Consider the following 17,798-nt stretch of genomic DNA (forward strand, 5'->3'; position numbering starts at 1 on the left):
TACACCGATCGGCCGAATGTTCACTCTGTTTGACGTCGCGTGCGGTGAGATCGTTGCCCGGTCAGTCTATGATCTGAGTCACATTTCAGCAAGACGGACCAACGGCGAGCCGTCGGGGTGCGCGTCCGAGCACGGCGAACGCCCCCTGCTCAGGCGTCGAGGAGCCACACGTCGACCGGCTCGCCGTCCTCGACACGCTCCACCTCGGCCGGGATGTCGATCAGGCAGTCGGCCCGGGCGAGCGCCCCGATCAGGTGAGAGGCGGCGGTCCCGATCTCGGCGACGGTCCCGGCGCGGGCGTCGAGGACCCCCCGCCGGAACTGACGACGACCGGCCGGCGAGCCCAGCGCACCGTCCAGCCGGACCGACACGACCGGACGCTCCGGGCTCGGGTGGCCCATCGCCGCGCGCAGCGCGGGCCGGACGAACACCTCGAACGAGACCAGCGAGCTGACCGGGTTGCCCGGCAGTGTCGCCACGGCGACCCCGTCCTCGACCCCCGCGCCGTCGAGCCGGAGCCGTCCGGCGCCCTGGGGGCCGCCCGGCTGCATGGCGACCTTGCCGAACTCCACGCCGTTGCCGGTGAGCGCGTCCTTGACCACCTCGTAGGCGCCGGCGCTGACGCCACCGGAGGTGAGCACGAGGTCGACCCCGGCCACGGCCTTCTCGGCGAGTACCGCGCGGAACCTGTCGACGTCGTCCGGGACGAAGCTGAGCAGCTCCGCGGTGGCCCCGGCCTCCCGCACGGCGACGGCGAGCATCGTGCCGTTCGACTCGTAGATCTGCCCGTGCTCCAGAGGCGTCCCGGGCGCGACGAGCTCGGAGCCGGTGGAGAGCACGAGGACGTGCGGACGACGGCGGACGGCGAGCGTCGCCGAGCCGCACGCGGCGGCCAGCCCGATCTGCGGGGCGGCGAGCACCGTCCCGGCGGTGAGCAGCACCTGCCCGGCCGCGGTGTCCTCGCCGGAGTGACGGACGTGCGCCCCGGCGTCGGCGGCGGCGGAGATGGTGACGGTCTCGGTGCCGGCGTCGGTCCGCTCGACCGGGACGATCGCGTCCGCGCCGTGCGGGATCGGGGCGCCCGTCATGATCCGGTGCGCCGTGCCCGGCTCGAGCGTCGGGACGTCGGTCCGACCGGCCGGGATGTCCGCGCCGACCGGCAGCGTCACCGGCGAGGCCTCGGAGGCGCCCGCCACCTCGGCGGCGCGCACCGCGTAACCGTCCATCGCGGAGTTGTCGAACGGCGGCAGCGCCACCACGGAGGTGAGGTCCCGCGCCAGCACCCGTCCGCTCGCCTCGGACAGCGGCACGTCCTCGCTCGCGGTGGCCACGAGCAGGGAGGCCACCGCCTTCGCGTGCTCGGCCACGGTGCGCGGGGCGGACCCGCCGGCGGAGGACCAGGACGTCGATCCGGAGGCGCTCATCGGGCCATCCTCGCGCGCGTGCGGGAGGAACGGACGCCCGGGCCGGGTCGCCTTGCACTCGACCCCTGCGAGTGCTAGAAACGGAGTCGGAGTCCACTGGCACTCGATGCTGTGGAGTGCCAGGTCGGGTCGGTGAGACCGGCGCAGGGTTGCCGGTCGTCCGTCGCGGGCACCGGATCCGACCACATGATCATGTCTATCGGAGGGCAACACCCCCATGGCGAAGCAGATCGCGTTCGACGAGGAGGCCCGTCGGGGCCTCGAGCGAGGGATGAACACCCTCGCGGACGCAGTCCGGGTGACGCTCGGCCCGCGTGGCCGCAACGTCGTCCTGGAGAAGAAGTGGGGCGCGCCCACCATCACCAACGACGGTGTGTCGATCGCCAAGGAGATCGAGCTCGAGGACCCTTGGGAGAAGATCGGCGCCGAGCTGGTGAAGGAGGTCGCCAAGAAGACCGACGACATCGCCGGTGACGGCACCACCACCGCCACCGTGCTGGCCCAGGCACTCGTCCGCGAGGGCCTGCGCAACGTGGCCGCGGGTGCGAACCCGATGGGCCTCAAGCGCGGGATCGAGAAGGCCGTCGAGGCCGTCTCCCAGGCGCTGCTCAAGAGCGCCAAGGAGGTCGAGACCAAGGAGCAGATCGCTGCCACGGCCTCCATCTCCGCCGCCGACAAGCAGATCGGCGAGCTCATCGCCGAGGCGATGGACAAGGTCGGCAAGGAAGGCGTCATCACGGTCGAGGAGTCGCAGACCTTCGGGCTCGAGCTCGAGCTCACCGAGGGCATGCGCTTCGACAAGGGCTACATCTCGCCCTACTTCGTGACCGACGCGGAGCGTATGGAGGTCGAGCTCGAGGACCCCTACATCCTGCTGGTCTCGTCCAAGATCTCCACGGTCAAGGACCTGCTGCCGCTACTCGAGAAGATCATGCAGTCGGGCAAGCCGCTGGCGATCATCTCGGAGGACGTCGAGGGCGAGGCCCTGGCCACCCTGGTCGTCAACAAGATCCGTGGCACCTTCAAGTCCGTCGCCGTCAAGGCCCCGGGCTTCGGTGACCGCCGCGAGGCCATGCTCGCCGACATGGCGATCCTGACCGGTGGTGAGGTCATCTCGGAGAAGGTCGGCCTCAAGCTGGACAACGCCGACCTGTCGCTGCTGGGCACCGCCCGCAAGGTCGTCGTGACCAAGGACGAGACCACCATCGTCGACGGTGCCGGTGACGCCGACCAGATCGCCGGTCGCGTCGCGCAGATCCGTGCCGAGATCGACCGCACCGACTCCGACTACGACCGCGAGAAGCTCCAGGAGCGCCTCGCGAAGCTGGCCGGCGGTGTCGCGGTGATCAAGGCGGGCGCGGCCACCGAGGTCGAGCTCAAGGAGCGCAAGCACCGCATCGAGGACGCCGTCCGCAACGCCAAGGCGGCCGTCGAGGAGGGCATCGTCGCCGGTGGCGGCGTCGCCCTCATCCAGGCCGGTGCCGGCCTGTTCGAGGGTCTCGGCCTGGACGGCGACGAGGCGACCGGCGCGAACATCGTCAAGGTCGCGCTCGAGGCCCCGCTCAAGCAGATCGCGGTCAACGCCGGCCTCGAGGGCGGCGTCGTGGCGGAGAAGGTCCGGAACCTGCCCTCCGGTGAGGGGCTCGACGCCGCCACCGGTGAGTACAAGGACCTCGTCGCCGCGGGCATCATCGACCCGGCCAAGGTCACCCGCTCGGCGCTGCAGAACGCGGCGTCCATCGCGGCGCTGTTCCTGACCACCGAGGCCGTCATCGCCGACAAGCCCGAGAAGGGCGGCGGCGGCGGTGCCGACCCGACCGGTGGCATGGGCGGCATGGGCGGCATGGACTTCTGATCCACGCCTCCTAGTTCCACGCACCAACTCCGCAGGGGCGGTACCGGGCAACCGGTGCCGCCCCTGCGGCGTGTCCGGGGCTTCGGTCACGCCGGGGCCGTCAGGTGTGGGCGGCGCGGACGGCATCGGCGCGGGATCGCAGAGCCTCCCGCAGCTCGGGTGGGTCCAGGGCCTCGACGCCGGGCGTCAGTGACCAGAGGGCCCGTTCGGCGTGCTGCAGGTCGCCGACGAGCGCGTCGACCTCGAGCAGGCCGTCCCCCACCGGGTGCTCGGCCACGAACACGACCGACGCGCGGGCCAGCTCGTCGCGGCGGGCGGCGGGGATCCGGATCCGGACCGGCATCCCCGTCAGCCGGCCGCGGAACTCCTCCCGGCGGCGCAGCCACAGCCGCTCCAGGTCGACGCCCTCGGGCCGGTGGGCGGGCTCGTCGAGCTCCTCGGCCGAGGCGATCCTCGAGACCCGGTAGGTCCGGTCGGCACCGCCGTCGGTGGCCAGCAGGTACCAGCGGCCGGCCGCCTCGACCAGCCCGATCGGGTCGACCGTGCGCTCCCGGGGCGCCTCGTCGCTGCGCGAGGCGTAGCCGATCCGCAGCCGTCGCCCCGCGAACACCGCGTGCTGGACGGCGGCGAGCGCGTCGCCGGACTCGCCGTCGGGATCCGAGAGCCAGCCGCCCCGTCGCACGAGGACGCGTTCCGCGGCGCCGGTCGCGCTGGTGCGGGCCTGCTCGGGCATCGACGCGACCACTTTGCGCATCGCCGACGAGAACTCGCTGCCCAGGCCCAGGGCCCCCGGTGTGGACGCCGAGCCCGACGTCAGCAGGGCCACCGCCTCCCCCGGAGTCAGGCCGGTCAGGTCGGTGGAGAACCCCGGCAGCAGCGCGAACCCACCGGCCCGTCCGCGCTCGGCGTAGACCGGGATGCCGGCCGTCGAGAGCGCGTCGACGTCGCGCAGCACCGTCCGCTCCGACACCTCCAGCTCGGCCGCGAGCGCCGCCGCGGTCATCCGGCCGCGGTGGCGGAGCAGCAGCACCAGGGAGAGGAGACGGTCCGCGCGCACGGGACGAAGACTGCCAGAGAATCACGACAGTAGGTGTCGTGATTACCGGTCAGGGTTCTCCCCATGACGACACGCACCGAGACCACCGCACCCGACACCGACATCACCGAGGCCGATCCCCGCCCTTCCTACTTCCGCGCACTCGACTGGGTCGCCGGCCTCGCCGCGGCCGTACCCGCGGACCGGATGGCCGACCCGACGCCCTGCGAGGAGTTCGACGTCCGCGCCCTGCTCGGGCACCTCGTGACCACCGCCCGCCGTCCCCGGTCGCTCGCCGAGGGCACCGACCCCATGGCGCACCCGCCCGTCAGCACCGACCTCCCGGCCGACGGGCCGGCCGCGGCCTACGTCGCCGAGGTCGCCGCGCTGCGGGCGGGCTGGGGCGGCCCGGACGGCGACGCGCTGCTGGAGCGCACCGTGACCGTGCCGTGGGGCGAGGTCTCCGGGCGGGAGGCGCTGGGCGGCTACCTGAACGAGACGCTCGTGCACGGCTGGGACCTGGCCGTCGCCACCGGGCAGGACCCCGAGGCCGATCCCGACCTGGCCGAGGCCGTGCTCGCCGTGGCCCAGAACCAGATCCCGGCGGCGATCCGCGTCGAGGGCGTCCCGTTCGGGCCGGTGGTGGAGCCGGCACCGGGCGCCGGGCCGACCGAGCGGCTCGCGAACTGGTCCGGACACCGCCGCCCCACCGCCCGATAACCACCCGGCCCGCACCCCCACCGTCGATCCGCACCCACCGCCCCGGGTGCGGATCGACGGCAGAGGTGCGGATCGGTGCTCGATCCGCCCGGTCTTCTCGCCGCGCAATCCTGATGTCAGGATCTGCGGTCATGGCGACCCCGCGACGCGTCCGCTTCGAGGAGAACCCGGCACAGTCCGTGGTGACCCCGCTGGAGCTGTTCTTCGATCTGGTCTTCGTGTTCGCGCTGACCCGGGTCACGGACTGGATGGCCGACGACCCGACGCCGGAGGCGCTCCTGCGCGGCGCGCTGATCCTCACCGTCATGTGGTGGTGCTGGGTCGGCTACAGCTGGCTGGGCAACGTCGTGAAGGCCGACGAGGGCGTGATGCGCCTGGGCATGTTCGTGGCCATGGCCGCGGTGTTCGTCGCCGCGATCACGATCCCGGAGGCGTTCGACGACCTGCCGGGCGGGCTGTCCGGGCCGGTCGTGTTCGCGGTCTGCTACTTCGTGGTGCGCGCGGTGCACGTCGTCCTGTTCCTCATGGTCAGCCGCGGCGACCCGGTGCTGCGCGGGCAGGTCCTGCGGTTCGCGGTGTCGATGACCGCCGGCACCGTGCTGCTGCTGATCGCCTCGCAGACCACCGGCACCGTGCAGACGGTGCTGTGGATCGCGGCGGTGCTCGGTGACTACGTGGGCACCGCGCTGGGCGGCACCAAGTGGCGGCTCGCCTCGGCCGCGCACTTCGCCGAACGGCACGGGCTGATCATCATCGTCGCGCTCGGCGAGTCCATCGTCTCGATCGGCATCGGCGTGGCCGAGCTCCCGGTCTCCTGGCCGATCATCGCCGCGTCGGTGCTGGGACTGGCCGTGGCCGGGTCGCTGTGGTGGTCCTACTTCGACGTCAGCGCCCTGCTCTGCGAGCGCGCGCTGGCCGGGTGCGACGGCGACCGGCAGATCCGCCTGGCCCGCGGCGGCTACACGTTCCTGCACCTGCCGATGGTCGTCGGGATCATCATGCTCTCGCTCGGCCTGAAGAAGGTCCTGCTCTACGTCGGCGGCGGCGAGGAGCACGAGCTGACCGACCCGATCTACGGCGTCCCGCTCGCCGCGCTCGTCGGCGGCATCGCGCTGGTGCTGCTCGCCTACGTCGGGTTCAAGCGCTACCTGACCGGGGTCACGAGCGTCCTGCGGATCGGCACCGCGGTGCTGCTCGTGGTGCTCTCGCCGGTGCTCGTGTTCCTCCCGGCCCTGGTCACGCTGCTGATCGTGGCCGCGATCCTGGCCGCGCTCGTCGGCGTCGAGACGCACACCTTCGCCGAGCAGCGCCACGAGATCCGGCACGCGAGCCACCACGGCTGACACGTCCCCGGTGGCCCGACCCCCTGACGGGCCACCGGTCCGGCGTCAGACGACGGCGAGCTTCTCGCGCGGCGCCAGGATCCACGCCGCGAGGTAGACCAGGGCCAGGCCGCCCCCGGTGAACAGGGTGACCGCGACCGTCGAGACCCGGACCAACGCCGGGTCGACGTCGAGCTCGGAGGCCAGCCCGCCGCAGACGCCGCCGAGCCACACGTCGGTGCGGCTGCGGCGCAGCGTGAACCGGCGGTGCTCACGGGGCGGAGGACCGGCCGCCACGACCGCGGAGGTCGGGGCGGTGTCGGCGAAGGAGACCGGGTCGGAGTACGAGGAGGGGCCGGAGAACGGGGCGGCCGTTCCGGGCTCCGGGGCGGTGCTGTCGGTTCCGGTGCGGTTCTCTGTGGTGTCCATGCATCAGAGCCTGCCGACCGCGGCGGGCCACGGCCTCCGGCGAACCCCGGAGCCGGACCCGGACATCGCCCGCGGGACTCCCGGGGTCGCCCCTCAGGCCGAGGCGTCCGGCGGGCCGCCCTGCCGGGGGATGCCCTGCCCCGACGACGACGCCGGCTCGGCCGGTCCGGACGAGGGGGCGCCGGGTGCGTCGTCGGGGACCTGGCGGTCGCGCTGCCGGACGATCCGCCCGATCAGCAGCGCCACACCCACCGCGAGCACGACCCACGCGAGGAGGCCGAGACCGATCCACAGGCCGAGCGACATGCGGACCCCCTCTCCACCGGCGCGAGCCACGAACCGGTCGCCGCCGGGTGGACTCGTGCTCCCAGTGTGCCCAACGAGCAGGGGGTCCGGGGAGCACGCACCGGATCGGATGACCGATCCGGTCCGGATGGCCGCCCGTCCGGCGCCCGCGTGCACGCAGGGCGACCACGCCGGGGACGGAGCGGTCGCCCGGACCGTCAGCCGGCGTCGGGCCCGGTCCCGTCGGGCAGGGCCGGTCCGAGCAGGTCGTCGGCGTCGACGATCCGGTAGGCGTAGCCCTGCTCGGCCAGGAACCGCTGGCGGTGCGCGGCGTAGTCGGTGTCGACCGTGTCGCGGGAGACCACCGAGTAGAAGTGCGCCTGCCGCCCGTCGCCCTTGGGCCGCAGCAGCCGGCCGAGGCGCTGCGCCTCCTCCTGCCGGGACCCGAACGTGCCGGAGACCTGCACCGCGACCGTCGCCTCGGGCAGGTCGATCGAGAAGTTCGCGACCTTGGACACGACCAGGCGGTTGATCTCGCCTTTGCGGAACTGCTCGAACAGCGACTCGCGCTCCTTGTTGCGCGTCGAGCCCTGGATGACCGGGGAGTCGAGCACCTCGCCGAGCTCGTCGAGCTGGTCGAGGTAGGCGCCGATCACCAGCGTCGGCTCGTCCGGGTGCTTGTCCAGGATCGCGCGGACCACGGCCAGCTTCGTGTGCGCGGTCGAGGCCATCCGGTAGCGCTCCTCGGCCTCGGCGGTGGCGTAGCTCATCCGCTCGGCGTCGGTCAGCGTCACCCGGACCTCGATGCACTCGGCCGGGGCGATCCAGCCCTGCGCCTCGATGTCGCGCCACGGCGCGTCGTAGCGCTTCGGGCCGATCAGCGAGAACACGTCGCCCTCCCGGCCGTCCTCGCGGACGAGGGTGGCGGTGAGGCCGAGGCGCCGGCGCGACTGCAGGTCGGCCGTCATCCGGAACACCGGGGCCGGGAGCAGGTGCACCTCGTCGTAGACGACCAGGCCCCAGTCGCGGGAGTCGAACAGCTCCAGGTGCCGGTACTCGCCCTTGGTCTTGCGCGTGACGACCTGGTAGGTCGCGATCGTCACCGGGCGGATCTCCTTGCGCTCGCCGGAGTACTCGCCGATCTCGTCCTCGGTCAGGCTGGTGCGCGCGATCAGCTCGCGCTTCCACTGCCGCCCGGAGACGGTGTTGGTGACCAGGATCAGGGTCGTCGCGCCGGCCCGGGCCATCGCCGCGGCGCCGACCAGGGTCTTGCCCGCGCCACAGGGCAGGACGACGACGCCGGAGCCGCCCTCCCAGAACCCGTCGACGGCCTGGGCCTGGTAGTCGCGCAGCTGCCAGCCGGACTGGTCCAGCTCGATCCTGTGCGCCTCCCCGTCGACGTACCCGGCCTGGTCCTCGGCCGGCCAGCCGACCTTGAGCAGCGCCTGCTTGAGCCGCCCGCGCTCGGACGGGTGCACGATCACGGTGTCCTCGTCGAGCTTCGCCCCGAGCATCGGGGCGATCTTCTTCTGACGCAGCACCTCGGCCAGCACGGCCCGGTCCAGCGCGGTCATCACGAGGCCGTGCGCGGGGTGGTTGGACAGCTGCAGCCGCCCGTAGCGGCCCATCGTGTCGACGACGTCGACGAGCAGGGCCTGCGGGACGGGGTAGCGCGACCAGCGCACCAACGCGTCGACGACCTGCTCCGCGTCGTGGCCCGCGGCACGGGCGTTCCACAGCGCCAGCGGGGTGACCCGGTAGGTGTGCACGTGCTCCGGAGCGCGTTCCAGCTCTGCGAACGGTGCGATCGCCGCACGGGCCGCAGGGGCGTCGGCGTGGTCGACCTCGAGCAACAGGGTCTTGTCGGACTGGACGATGAGTGGTCCGTCGGTCACGGAGCGAATCCCTTCCACGACGGAACCGGGATTTCCCGGGTCCGCCGGACGGTGCGGATCGGCGAGCGGTCGTCGCGGGTCACACGACGTGATTGGGCAGAACGGCCCTTTACGCCACTCGGGAGGGCCCGCCACAGCGGCTAGACTTCGAAGCCGTCCGCGAAGTTCTTCACGAGTCCCACAGCGATCATATCCGGATATCCTCTCCGGGCTCGCCGATACCGGTCGGCGCGTGTCGGAGTGGAAGCGAAGACCGGCGTCACGCGGGCCCCGAACAGGGGTTCGACGACGACCGTGGCGCGTGGCCACCGAGAACGGAAAGGCGCTCCAGTACAGCCGATGCTCCCCCTCCCCGTCACAGGGCCGCGTCCGGGTCCGTCCGGCCCGGCGGCCCCTCCCAGTGCCCACCGCCCGCACCGTGACGCCGACGGCCCGGGTGCCCGCGGCCGTCGTCCGGGGAGCCCGCTGCCCGCGCCGGAACCCGACAGGGAGACCTTGTGACCAGCACCGAACACCGGCGCACGTGGTCGGAGCGGCTCGACCCGCGCAACTGGAGCCTGGTCGCGAAACTCGCCGTCGTGGGCCTGGTCCCGCTGATCCTCGCGCTGACCATCGGCGCGATCCGGGTGATCGACCAGGCGAACGTCGCCGAGGAGCTCGGGCAGGGCAGCGGCCTGGTCACCGTGCACCAGCAGATCGGTGCGCTCGGCCGGTCCCTGCAGGCCGAGCGGTCCGCCGCCGTGACGTTCGTCGCGGGCAACCGGGTCGGTGACCGGGGAGCCGTGGACAGCGCCCAGGTCGCGACCGACCAGGCCGTGCAGCGCACCACCCAGCAGCTCGACACCGCCGAGGCGCAGGCGCCCCAGCTCGCCACCGCCCGCCGCCAGGCCGAGACGACGCTGGCCCAGCTGCCGGTCATCCGCTCGCAGGTCGCCGCGGGCCCGACCCAGGCGCTCGACGTCACCAACCGCTACACCGCGGTCGTACAGCGCACGCTGGGCCTGGACCGGGCGCTGCTCGGGCAGCTGCAGACCGCCGACACCGCCGGTCTGGTGACCGCGCTCGGTGCCGGCGGCAACGCGCAGGAGGCCCTCGAGCTCGAGCGCGCCGTGCTGAACGGCGCGATCGCCGCCTCGCAGCTCCAGGAGCCGCAGAAGGCCCTGGTCAACGGCGCGGAGGCCGCCTACCAGGCGTCCGCCAGCGACTTCCAGGCGTCCCTGACGCCGGAGCAGGTCGGGCAGTTCGGCAACTTCGACCAGGACCCGGCGAACAACGACCGGGTCGCCCTGCGCGACGCCATCATGGCCACGCCCGCCGACCGGCCCGTGGTGGCCGACCCGGCGGCCTGGAACGCCGCGGTGGACCGGTCGACGACCGTCGTGCGCAACTCCTCGCAGCAGGCCGAGGACGCGTTCGTCGGCGGCCGGACCCAGGCCGCGAACGACGCCGGCAACACGGCCGGTCTGAACTCCGTGCTGCTGATGCTGGGCCTGCTGCTCACCATCGGCATCATCCTGCTGCTCGGCCGTCAGCTGGTCCGCTCGCTGCGCGTGCTGCGCACCTCGGCCCTCGACGTCGCCGAGCGACGGCTGCCGCAGGCGGTGCAGAGCATGCGCGCCGGCCAGGCGCCGAGCGCACTGGTCGAGCCGGTGCCGCTGGAGAGCCGCGACGAGATCGGCCAGGTGGCCCGGGCGTTCGACGCGGTGCACGGCCAGGCGATCCGCCTCGCCGCCGACCAGGCCGCGCTGCAGCAGAACGTGAACAGCATGTTCGTCAACCTGTCGCGACGCAGCCAGGCCCTCGTCGAGCGCCAGCTGCAGCTGATCGAGCAGCTGGAGAGCAACGAGCAGGACCCGGACCAGCTGTCCAACCTGTTCCAGCTCGACCACCTCGCGACCCGTATGCGGCGCAACAGCGAGAACCTGCTGGTCCTCGCCGGCACCGACCTGGCCAAGCGCAACGTCGCCCCGGTGCAGGTCGTGGACGTGCTCCGGGCCGCGGTGTCGGAGGTCGAGCAGTACCAGCGGGTCGTCGTGCAGACCCCGCCGACCGCGACCATCGCCGGGCGCGCCGCGAACGACCTCGTGCACCTGCTGGCCGAGCTGCTCGACAACGCGACGAACTTCTCGCCGCCGGACTCGCAGGTCGTCATGAGCACCACCCGCACCACCGACGAGTCGCTGCTGATCGAGATCTCCGACCGCGGCGTCGGCATGGCCGACTCCGAGCTCTCGGACGCGAACCAGCGTCTCGGCGGGCCGTCCGAGGTGGACGTGTCGGCCTCGCGCCGGATGGGCCTGTTCGTGGTCGGCCGCCTCGCCGCCCGGCACCGGGTCGGTGTCCGGCTGTCGTCGGCGTCCGGCGCCGGGCGCAGCGGCGGTCTGAGCGCGTCGGTGACGATCCCCGCCACGCTGGTGCCCTCGGCGGCACCGGTCCCCCGCCGGGGCGACGGTCCGGCGGCGCTGCCGGAGCAGCAGAACGGGTCCACCAGTGGCTCCTGGCCGATGCCGCCGGTCGAGGACCGTCCGCGTACCGCGACCAATGGTGCCGGCCGCAACGGGCCGCTGCCCTCGATGGTCGCCGGTACGGACGGCCCGATGACGCCGACGTTCGAGTCCGGCGCGACCACGACCCGCAACGGCTCGGCGCCGAAGCTGCCGACCCGCACTCCGGGCTCCGCGTTGCGGCGCAACGGTTCCGCTCAGCCGACCAGTCTCGATCAGTCGGCGAACGGACAGGAAGCCTCGGTGAACGGTTCGTCACCGAACGGCATCAAGGACGCGCAGGCGTTCTCCACGACCGGCACCCCTGACACCGACGACGGGGCGGACATGTTCACCCCGTCCGTCCCGGAGCAGAACGGGTCCGCCGGTACCGGGCAGACCCCCGCGGTCGACCCGGAGCGGCGCAACGGCTTCCACGACCTCCACTCCGACGACGACACCCCCGGCCCGGCCGGCGGGGACTCCACCCACGACGACTCCGCAAACGCCACAGACGCCGTGGACTCCGCGGACGCCGACGGGACCCCGGCGGAGAAGGACGGGGAGACGACCGGGGAGCACGGCTCGCGGCGTCCGCTGTTCGGCGCGGCCGCGGCCGTCGTCGGCGGAGCGGTGGCCGCGGCGGTCGGCCGGCGCGGCGACCAGGACGCGGACCGGAACGACGGGTCCGGGGAGGACGTCCGGGACGACACCGCGGGCCGGGCGTCCGACGACCGGGACGTGACGGTCGCCGGCGCCACGGCGGACGACGGGTCCGCCGGCGAGCCGGTCACCACCGACGCCGCCGGGACCACGCACGACGCCACCGCCCTCGGTTCCACCGCCCTCGACCCCGCCGCGCCCGAGACCTCCGCCGAGGAGGACGTCGACCGGGCCTCCGACCCTGTCTCCGGGCAGGACGACGAGGACCGGGTCGCGGCGTCCGCCGCCACGACGGGGACGGAGCCGGAGGAGACCCCGGGGTCCGGGTCCGACGACGAGGCGACGCCCGCCCACGGCCTGGCCGTCACCGGGCAGCAGCCCGACGACGACCGCGCAGGCACGGGACGGACCGCCGAGCAGAGCAGCGACCAGGGCGACCGCGACCGGGACGGGGACGGGGACGTCGACTCCGACACCACCGCCCTGCCGGTCACCCGGCCCGCGGCACGGCAGCCGATGGGCGGTGCCGGACCGGCACGGGGCGACCTCCCCGTCCGGCCGCGGCCCGCGCCGTCCGGCCGCCCGGTGATGCCCGGCGGGCCCGCGCTGCCGCAGCGCCGTCCGCTGGGTGCCCCGGTCGCGTCGGCGGCCTCCGGCCCCTCGGGCCAGGCCGGCCCCGGAACCCGGGCCCCGATGCCCCAGAACCAGGCGGTGCAGAACCAGGCGGCGCAGAACCAGGCGGGCCAGGCCGCGCCGGTCGGCCCGGGCCGGACGGCACAGGGCCAGAACGCTTCGGGTCAGGCTCGGGCCGCCGAGGGTTCCCCCGACGCGTTGTTCGCCCCGGCCGTTCCGGTCGAGGGCGACCGCGGCCAGCTGCGCCGCCCCGGCGGCATGGAGACCGCACGGGCCGGTGGCGGGTACGACATCAGCCAGACCACCCCGATCTTCGAGGAGATCGCGTCGGCCTGGTTCCGGTCGAACCGCTCGGTCCCGGTCCGCTGGCAGGACGGCGCCCCCGGCGGGGCCGACGGCGCGAAGGGTTCCGGCGACGACGCGTCGTCGCGCCCCAGTCCGTCGCCGCGCCCGGCCGCATCGACCGCCAACGCGGCCGGCAGTGCCGCACCGGCGTCCGGCGTCGACGACGCCGCGTTCGCCTCGCCCGCCGACGAGGTCTGGCGTCAGGCCTCGGCCGGGGCCGAGGAGCCGGACCGCTCCGACGAGCTGACCTCGGCCGGGCTGCCCAAGCGGCGCCCGCGCGCGCGGCTGCTCCCGGGCAGTGCGGCAGGATCCACCGTGCTGAGCCCGCCCGCGTCCGAGACGCGCAGCGCCGAGAACGTGCGCGGCCGGCTGGCCAGCTACCAGCAGGGGGTGCGGCAGGGTCGAGAGGGCCGCCGCACCAGCACCAGTCGAGCCGGCAACGGGGCCCCCGAACCGTCCGGCGACCGTTCCAACACGTCCGAACACGAGGAGAACACGTGAGGGCACCACAGGCACAGCCGAGTCAGAGCCGTTTCGGCTGGCTGGTCACGAACTTCGCCGAGCGCGTCCCCGGAGTGGCGCACGCGATCGTGGTGTCGTCGGACGGGCTGCTGCTGACGTCCTCGGACCGGCTGCCCCGCGACCGCGCCGACCAGCTCGCCGCCGTCGCGTCCGGGCTGATCAGCCTGACCCAGGGCGCGGCGCGCTGCTTCGACGCCGGTGGCGTCGTGCAGACCGTCGTCGAGATGGACCGCGGGATCGTGCTGCTGATGTCGATCAGCGACGGGTCCTGCCTGGCCGTGCTGGCGTCGCCGAGCTGCGACATCGGCCTGGTCGGCTACGAGATGACGCTGCTGGTCGACCGGGTCGGCCAGCTCCTGACGCCGGAGCTGCGCGCCGAGCTCCAGGGCTCCTTCGGGCCCTGAGCCCGGGAGCGAGTACCTTCCATGTCCCCCACCGCAGGATCGGCCAAGGCAGGTGAGATCCGATGAGCACCGGTCCGGACGACGACGACCGCCGGTACGAACCCACGTTCGCCGACGTGATGAACGGGTTCAGCCTCGACGCCGGGCGCAAGCCCAAGAAGCGTAGGTGGGGACGTTCCAGCCCCTCCGCCGAGCCGCCACCGTCACCGGCGGAGCTCACCGGGCCGATCACCGGGTCGGCCGCCTACGGGCTGCCGCCCACGGCGGCGGAACTGGCGGCCGAGCAGGACAGGCCGCCGCCACCGGCCGCGGCGCCGCCGCAGCCGCCACCACCGGTCCAGTCCCCGGTCGGGGGCGCCGCGTCGGTGCGGCCCTACGCCTGGACCGGGGGCCGGACCAAGTCCGGTTACGAGCTGGCCATCGAGACCCTGGTCTCGGTCAGCAACCGGGCGCGCAGCCAGCTCGACCGGCTCCCGATGGAGCACCGCTCCGTGGCGGACCTGCTCCTGGAGCAGACCCGTTCGGTGGCCGAGGTGGCCGCGCTGCTCTCCCTCCCGCTCGGCGTGGCCCGGGTCCTGCTCGGGGACATGGCCTCGGGAGGCACCGTGACCGTGCACCAGACCGCGAGCACCGCCGGCGACCTGCCGGACCTCGCGCTGATGGAAAGGGTTCTGAGTGGACTCCGTCGGCTCTAGGCCACAGCCCGTCGCCCGCACCGCGACGATGTCGGCCAAGATCGTGGTGGCCGGTGGGTTCGGCGTCGGGAAGACGACGTTCGTCGGCTCCGTCTCCGAGATCATGCCGCTGACCACCGAGGCCGTGATGACCGAGGCCAGTGCCTCGCACGACGACCTCTCGGCGACCCCGAACAAGGTCTCGACCACCGTCGCGATGGACTTCGGCCGCGTGTCGCTCGACGCCGAGCTGGTGCTGTACCTGTTCGGCACGCCCGGGCAGCAGCGGTTCTGGTTCATGTGGGACGACCTGGTCCGCGGCGCCATCGGTGCCGTCGTGCTGGTCGACACCCGCCGTCTCGCGGACTCGTTCGCCGCGATCGACTTCTTCGAGGACCGGGGCCTGCCCTACGTGGTCGGGGTGAACGCGTTCGACGGGATCCTCGCCCACGACGTCGAGGACGTCCGCGAGGCGATGTCGATCGACCCGTCCGTCCCGATGGTCACCTGCGACGCGCGCAACCGGGCGTCGACCAAGGAGTGCCTGATCGCGCTCGTCCAGCACGCCATGCACCAGCGGATGGCCGCCGGCGCGCCGCGCTGACCCGCACGACCCGCCCGCCCCGTCGTCGACGAGGGCGGGCGGTCAGCCGTCCACGACGGCGACCGACGTGATCCGGTGCAGCGGCACCCGCCGGATCTCGCCGTCGAGGGCGTCCCGGCCCTCGACGACACCGCCGCCGATCGTCGTCGGGGCGAGCACGCGCTCGCCGGCGACACCGTGCGCGTCGACGTAGCCGATCCAGACGTTCTGCCGGTTGCGCGCCGCGTCCTGCAGTGACGCGAGCGTGGTGGTCGATCCGCGGATCGCCGCGGCGGCCTCGGCGGGGGTGTCGAACCCCGCGGCACGACGGCGCTCCGCGCTGGGCCGCATCCCGGCGAGCGCGTCGCCGGAGCGCATCCGGGCCACCAGGTCCTCGGCCTGCCGGGCGGGCGGGCCCTCGGAGACGACCCCGGACCGGGAACGGCGCCGCGGCTCGGTCCGCCGCCCCCGCTCCCCCAGGTCCAGCACGGCACCGCCGGCGTCCTCGGCGGACGGGCTGAACCCGGCCGCACGCAGGCCGTCGAGCACCTCGGCCAGCGGTAGCGAGCTGACCGCGACCGTCGGGGCGAGGCGGCGCAGGCCCAGCCCGGGCGCGTCGGCGTGCGCGAGGACCTCCGAGATCAGTACCTCGTCGTCGGAGCGCAGGAACGACGCCGCGGTCCCGCCGCGCAGCCGCCCGTGCCGGCGGGCGACGTCGTCGACGAGGTAGGACAGCGACTGCGGCACCGGCGTGGCCGAGCGGGCGGCCAGGGTCGCGCGGACGTCCTCGGCGGTCCGCCCGGTGTCGAGCGCGCGGCGCAGGCTGTTCTCGGTGAAGCGGTAGACGCTCGCCCCTCCGGCGGACTCGATGTCGGCCAGGATCCCCAGCTCGTGGGCCAGCTCCGGGGACAGCCGCCCGGGGGCGACGGCGGTCAGGTCGGCCTGCAGCAGGACGTGCTCGATCGGCTCGGGCAGGGCCGCGTACAGCGCCGCGGACAGGTCGGCCGAGCTCCGCGGGGAGGGGTCGTGCAACGGCCGTTCGAGCAGCACCCGTCCGGCCGTGGTCATCGCGTCCAGGGCGACGACGCCGAGCGCGGTGGCCTCGGCGATCGTCCAGGACACGACGTCGTCGCGCAGCCGTCCGCCGCGCCGGGGCGCGCGCCAGGCCAGCAGCTCGGCCAGCGCCGGGGCCGACCCCACCGAGCGGCCGGGCGGCATCTCGGCCAGCGCGGCCAGCACGCGGCGGCGGTCCCGCCCGGCCGGCGGGCGCCGGACGCTGTCGGACAGGGCGGCGATCGGGCGGTCGGCGTCGTCGCGGCGCCCGACCAGGCCGGGCAGCCGGGGCAGGTCGATCCAGGCGCGGGCCAGCTCCGCCCAGCGGATCTCGTCCGGGCTCGCCCGCCACGCGTCCGCCGTGGTGGTGGGCAGCCACTCCGGCTGCGTCGTCTCGGTCTCGCCGACCAGGTCGGCCGCGCGCAGCAGCTCGACCAGCAGCGCCGCCGTCGTCTCGTCGGTGTCGCAGTCCTTGGCGACGCGGCGCAGGTCCCGCACGCCGAGCCCGCCGGAACGGAGCACTCCGGGCGGGTTGCGCCCCCAGGCGTCGATCAGCAGGTCCGCACGGCGCAGCAGCTCCAGCGCCGCCCCGGCGCCGGTGCCGTCCACGGTGGACGGTTCACGGTCCTTCGTCACGACGTCCGGACGCTCGAGGTGGATCTCGCCCATCGGCCGGTCCCCGCGCAGCGCGAGACCGACCTGGCGGGGCATCTCCACGGTCTCGGTGTCCACCCGCAGCAGCAGCCCCCGCGCGACCAGGCGCCCGACCGGCGTCGACGGGTCCGACGCCCCGCGGCTGCGCCCGATCGGCGGTCCGGCGACGAGGGCGTCGAGCACGCGCTGCTCGTCGGAGTCCACGTCGGCCAGCAGACCCGCCAGGTCGTCGACGGCCGCCGGGCCGCTCGCCGGACGGCCCAGGCCACCGGGATACGGCGGGACGACCTCGCGCGCCGCGGGCACCAGGGCCAGCTCGTCGTCCGGGCCCCAGACCAGCGCCCGGTCGCGCAGCGCGGTGAGACCCGACTCCACGGTCCCCGCCGGGACGTCCGGGCCGAGCAGCCGGGCGACCTCGGCCGCATCGGTGGGCACGGTCTCGGCCCCGGCGACGACGAGCGCCTCCAGCACCGCCAGCGCGACGGTGTCGAGCTCCTCGCAGGCCCGCTGCACCGAGGCGCGGATGCCGGCCCGGGTGGCGAGCACGGTGAGGTCGGCGGGCGGCGGGACGGCGAGGTCCGGGCGCACCCGCAGCAGTGCGGCGAGGGTCTCGTCGTCCTGGCCGCGCAGCCAGTCGACCAGGGACGTCTGCATCCCCACCACGGTAGTCGTGCCGCGCCACACCGCTCACCGCGACCGGGCGCCACGACCGGTGTCACACCGGTGGTCACGACGCGGGGGAGACGCCGCGGGGGCGTTACGGGATACTGGGGCCGTCCGGGGCGTCGCCGTCGCCCCGCCCGAGCAACCGTAGGAGA

13 protein-coding genes are annotated in these 17,798 nt (G+C 74.1%); 7 read left to right on the plus strand and 6 right to left on the minus strand.

Annotated elements, in window-relative coordinates; translation table 11 throughout:
• Window positions 1-149: 149 nt before the first annotated feature.
• Window positions 150-1,424, minus strand: a complete 1,275-nt coding sequence (moeA, locus tag EV383_RS27740; RefSeq protein ID WP_130292662.1) for a molybdopterin molybdotransferase MoeA — start codon at window positions 1,422-1,424, stop codon at window positions 150-152.
• 217 nt (window positions 1,425-1,641) lie between these two features.
• Between moeA and groL the strand changes: the two genes are divergently transcribed.
• Entirely contained in the window at window positions 1,642-3,279 is a 1,638-nt protein-coding gene (groL, locus tag EV383_RS27745) for a chaperonin GroEL (RefSeq protein WP_130292663.1), read from the plus strand.
• A 100-nt stretch (window positions 3,280-3,379) separates the two neighbouring features.
• Here the strand turns inward: groL and EV383_RS27750 are convergent, their stop codons facing one another.
• On the minus strand, window positions 3,380-4,336 hold the full coding sequence (locus EV383_RS27750) for a helix-turn-helix transcriptional regulator (RefSeq protein ID WP_130292664.1): 957 nt from the start codon (window positions 4,334-4,336) through the stop codon (window positions 3,380-3,382).
• Between the two features lie 63 nt (window positions 4,337-4,399).
• Between EV383_RS27750 and EV383_RS27755 the strand changes: the two genes are divergently transcribed.
• Both EV383_RS27755 and EV383_RS27760 read left to right on the plus strand, forming a co-directional pair.
• On the plus strand, window positions 4,400-5,035 hold the full coding sequence (locus EV383_RS27755; protein WP_130292665.1) for a TIGR03086 family metal-binding protein: 636 nt from the start codon (window positions 4,400-4,402) through the stop codon (window positions 5,033-5,035).
• Window positions 5,036-5,166: 131 nt separating this feature from the next.
• Window positions 5,167-6,378, plus strand: coding sequence for a low temperature requirement protein A (locus EV383_RS27760; RefSeq protein ID WP_130292666.1), 1,212 nt, complete (start codon window positions 5,167-5,169; stop codon window positions 6,376-6,378).
• 45 nt (window positions 6,379-6,423) lie between these two features.
• Here the strand turns inward: EV383_RS27760 and EV383_RS27765 are convergent, their stop codons facing one another.
• The 3 genes from EV383_RS27765 to EV383_RS27775 form a co-directional block, all read right to left on the minus strand.
• Entirely contained in the window at window positions 6,424-6,786 is a 363-nt protein-coding gene (locus EV383_RS27765) for a PspC domain-containing protein (RefSeq protein ID WP_130292667.1), read from the minus strand.
• A gap of 93 nt (window positions 6,787-6,879) precedes the next feature.
• The gene (locus EV383_RS27770) at window positions 6,880-7,092 is read right to left on the minus strand and encodes a hypothetical protein (protein WP_130292668.1); all 213 of its coding nucleotides are present in this window, start codon (window positions 7,090-7,092) and stop codon (window positions 6,880-6,882) included.
• Window positions 7,093-7,289: 197 nt separating this feature from the next.
• On the minus strand, window positions 7,290-8,966 hold the full coding sequence (locus EV383_RS27775) for a DNA repair helicase XPB (RefSeq protein WP_130292669.1): 1,677 nt from the start codon (window positions 8,964-8,966) through the stop codon (window positions 7,290-7,292).
• 497 nt (window positions 8,967-9,463) lie between these two features.
• Between EV383_RS27775 and EV383_RS27780 the strand changes: the two genes are divergently transcribed.
• The 4 genes from EV383_RS27780 (at window position 9,464) to EV383_RS27795 (ending at window position 15,294) form a co-directional block, all read left to right on the plus strand.
• Window positions 9,464-13,591, plus strand: coding sequence for a sensor histidine kinase (locus tag EV383_RS27780; RefSeq protein ID WP_130292670.1), 4,128 nt, complete (start codon window positions 9,464-9,466; stop codon window positions 13,589-13,591).
• On the plus strand, window positions 13,588-14,016 hold the full coding sequence (locus tag EV383_RS27785; RefSeq protein ID WP_130292671.1) for a roadblock/LC7 domain-containing protein: 429 nt from the start codon (window positions 13,588-13,590) through the stop codon (window positions 14,014-14,016). The genes EV383_RS27780 and EV383_RS27785 overlap by 4 nt, the downstream gene beginning before the upstream one ends.
• Window positions 14,017-14,078: 62 nt before the next feature.
• The gene (locus tag EV383_RS27790; protein ID WP_130292672.1) at window positions 14,079-14,711 is read left to right on the plus strand and encodes a DUF742 domain-containing protein; all 633 of its coding nucleotides are present in this window, start codon (window positions 14,079-14,081) and stop codon (window positions 14,709-14,711) included.
• Complete coding sequence (locus EV383_RS27795) at window positions 14,692-15,294, plus strand: GTP-binding protein (RefSeq protein WP_423213669.1); 603 nt, start codon at window positions 14,692-14,694, stop codon at window positions 15,292-15,294. The genes EV383_RS27790 and EV383_RS27795 overlap by 20 nt, the downstream gene beginning before the upstream one ends.
• Window positions 15,295-15,336: 42 nt before the next feature.
• Here the strand turns inward: EV383_RS27795 and EV383_RS27800 are convergent, their stop codons facing one another.
• On the minus strand, window positions 15,337-17,634 hold the full coding sequence (locus tag EV383_RS27800; RefSeq protein WP_130292673.1) for a helicase-associated domain-containing protein: 2,298 nt from the start codon (window positions 17,632-17,634) through the stop codon (window positions 15,337-15,339).
• Window positions 17,635-17,798 lie beyond the last annotated feature (164 nt).

It is taken from the genome of Pseudonocardia sediminis, assembly GCF_004217185.1.
Lineage (GTDB): Bacteria > Actinomycetota > Actinomycetes > Mycobacteriales > Pseudonocardiaceae > Pseudonocardia > Pseudonocardia sediminis.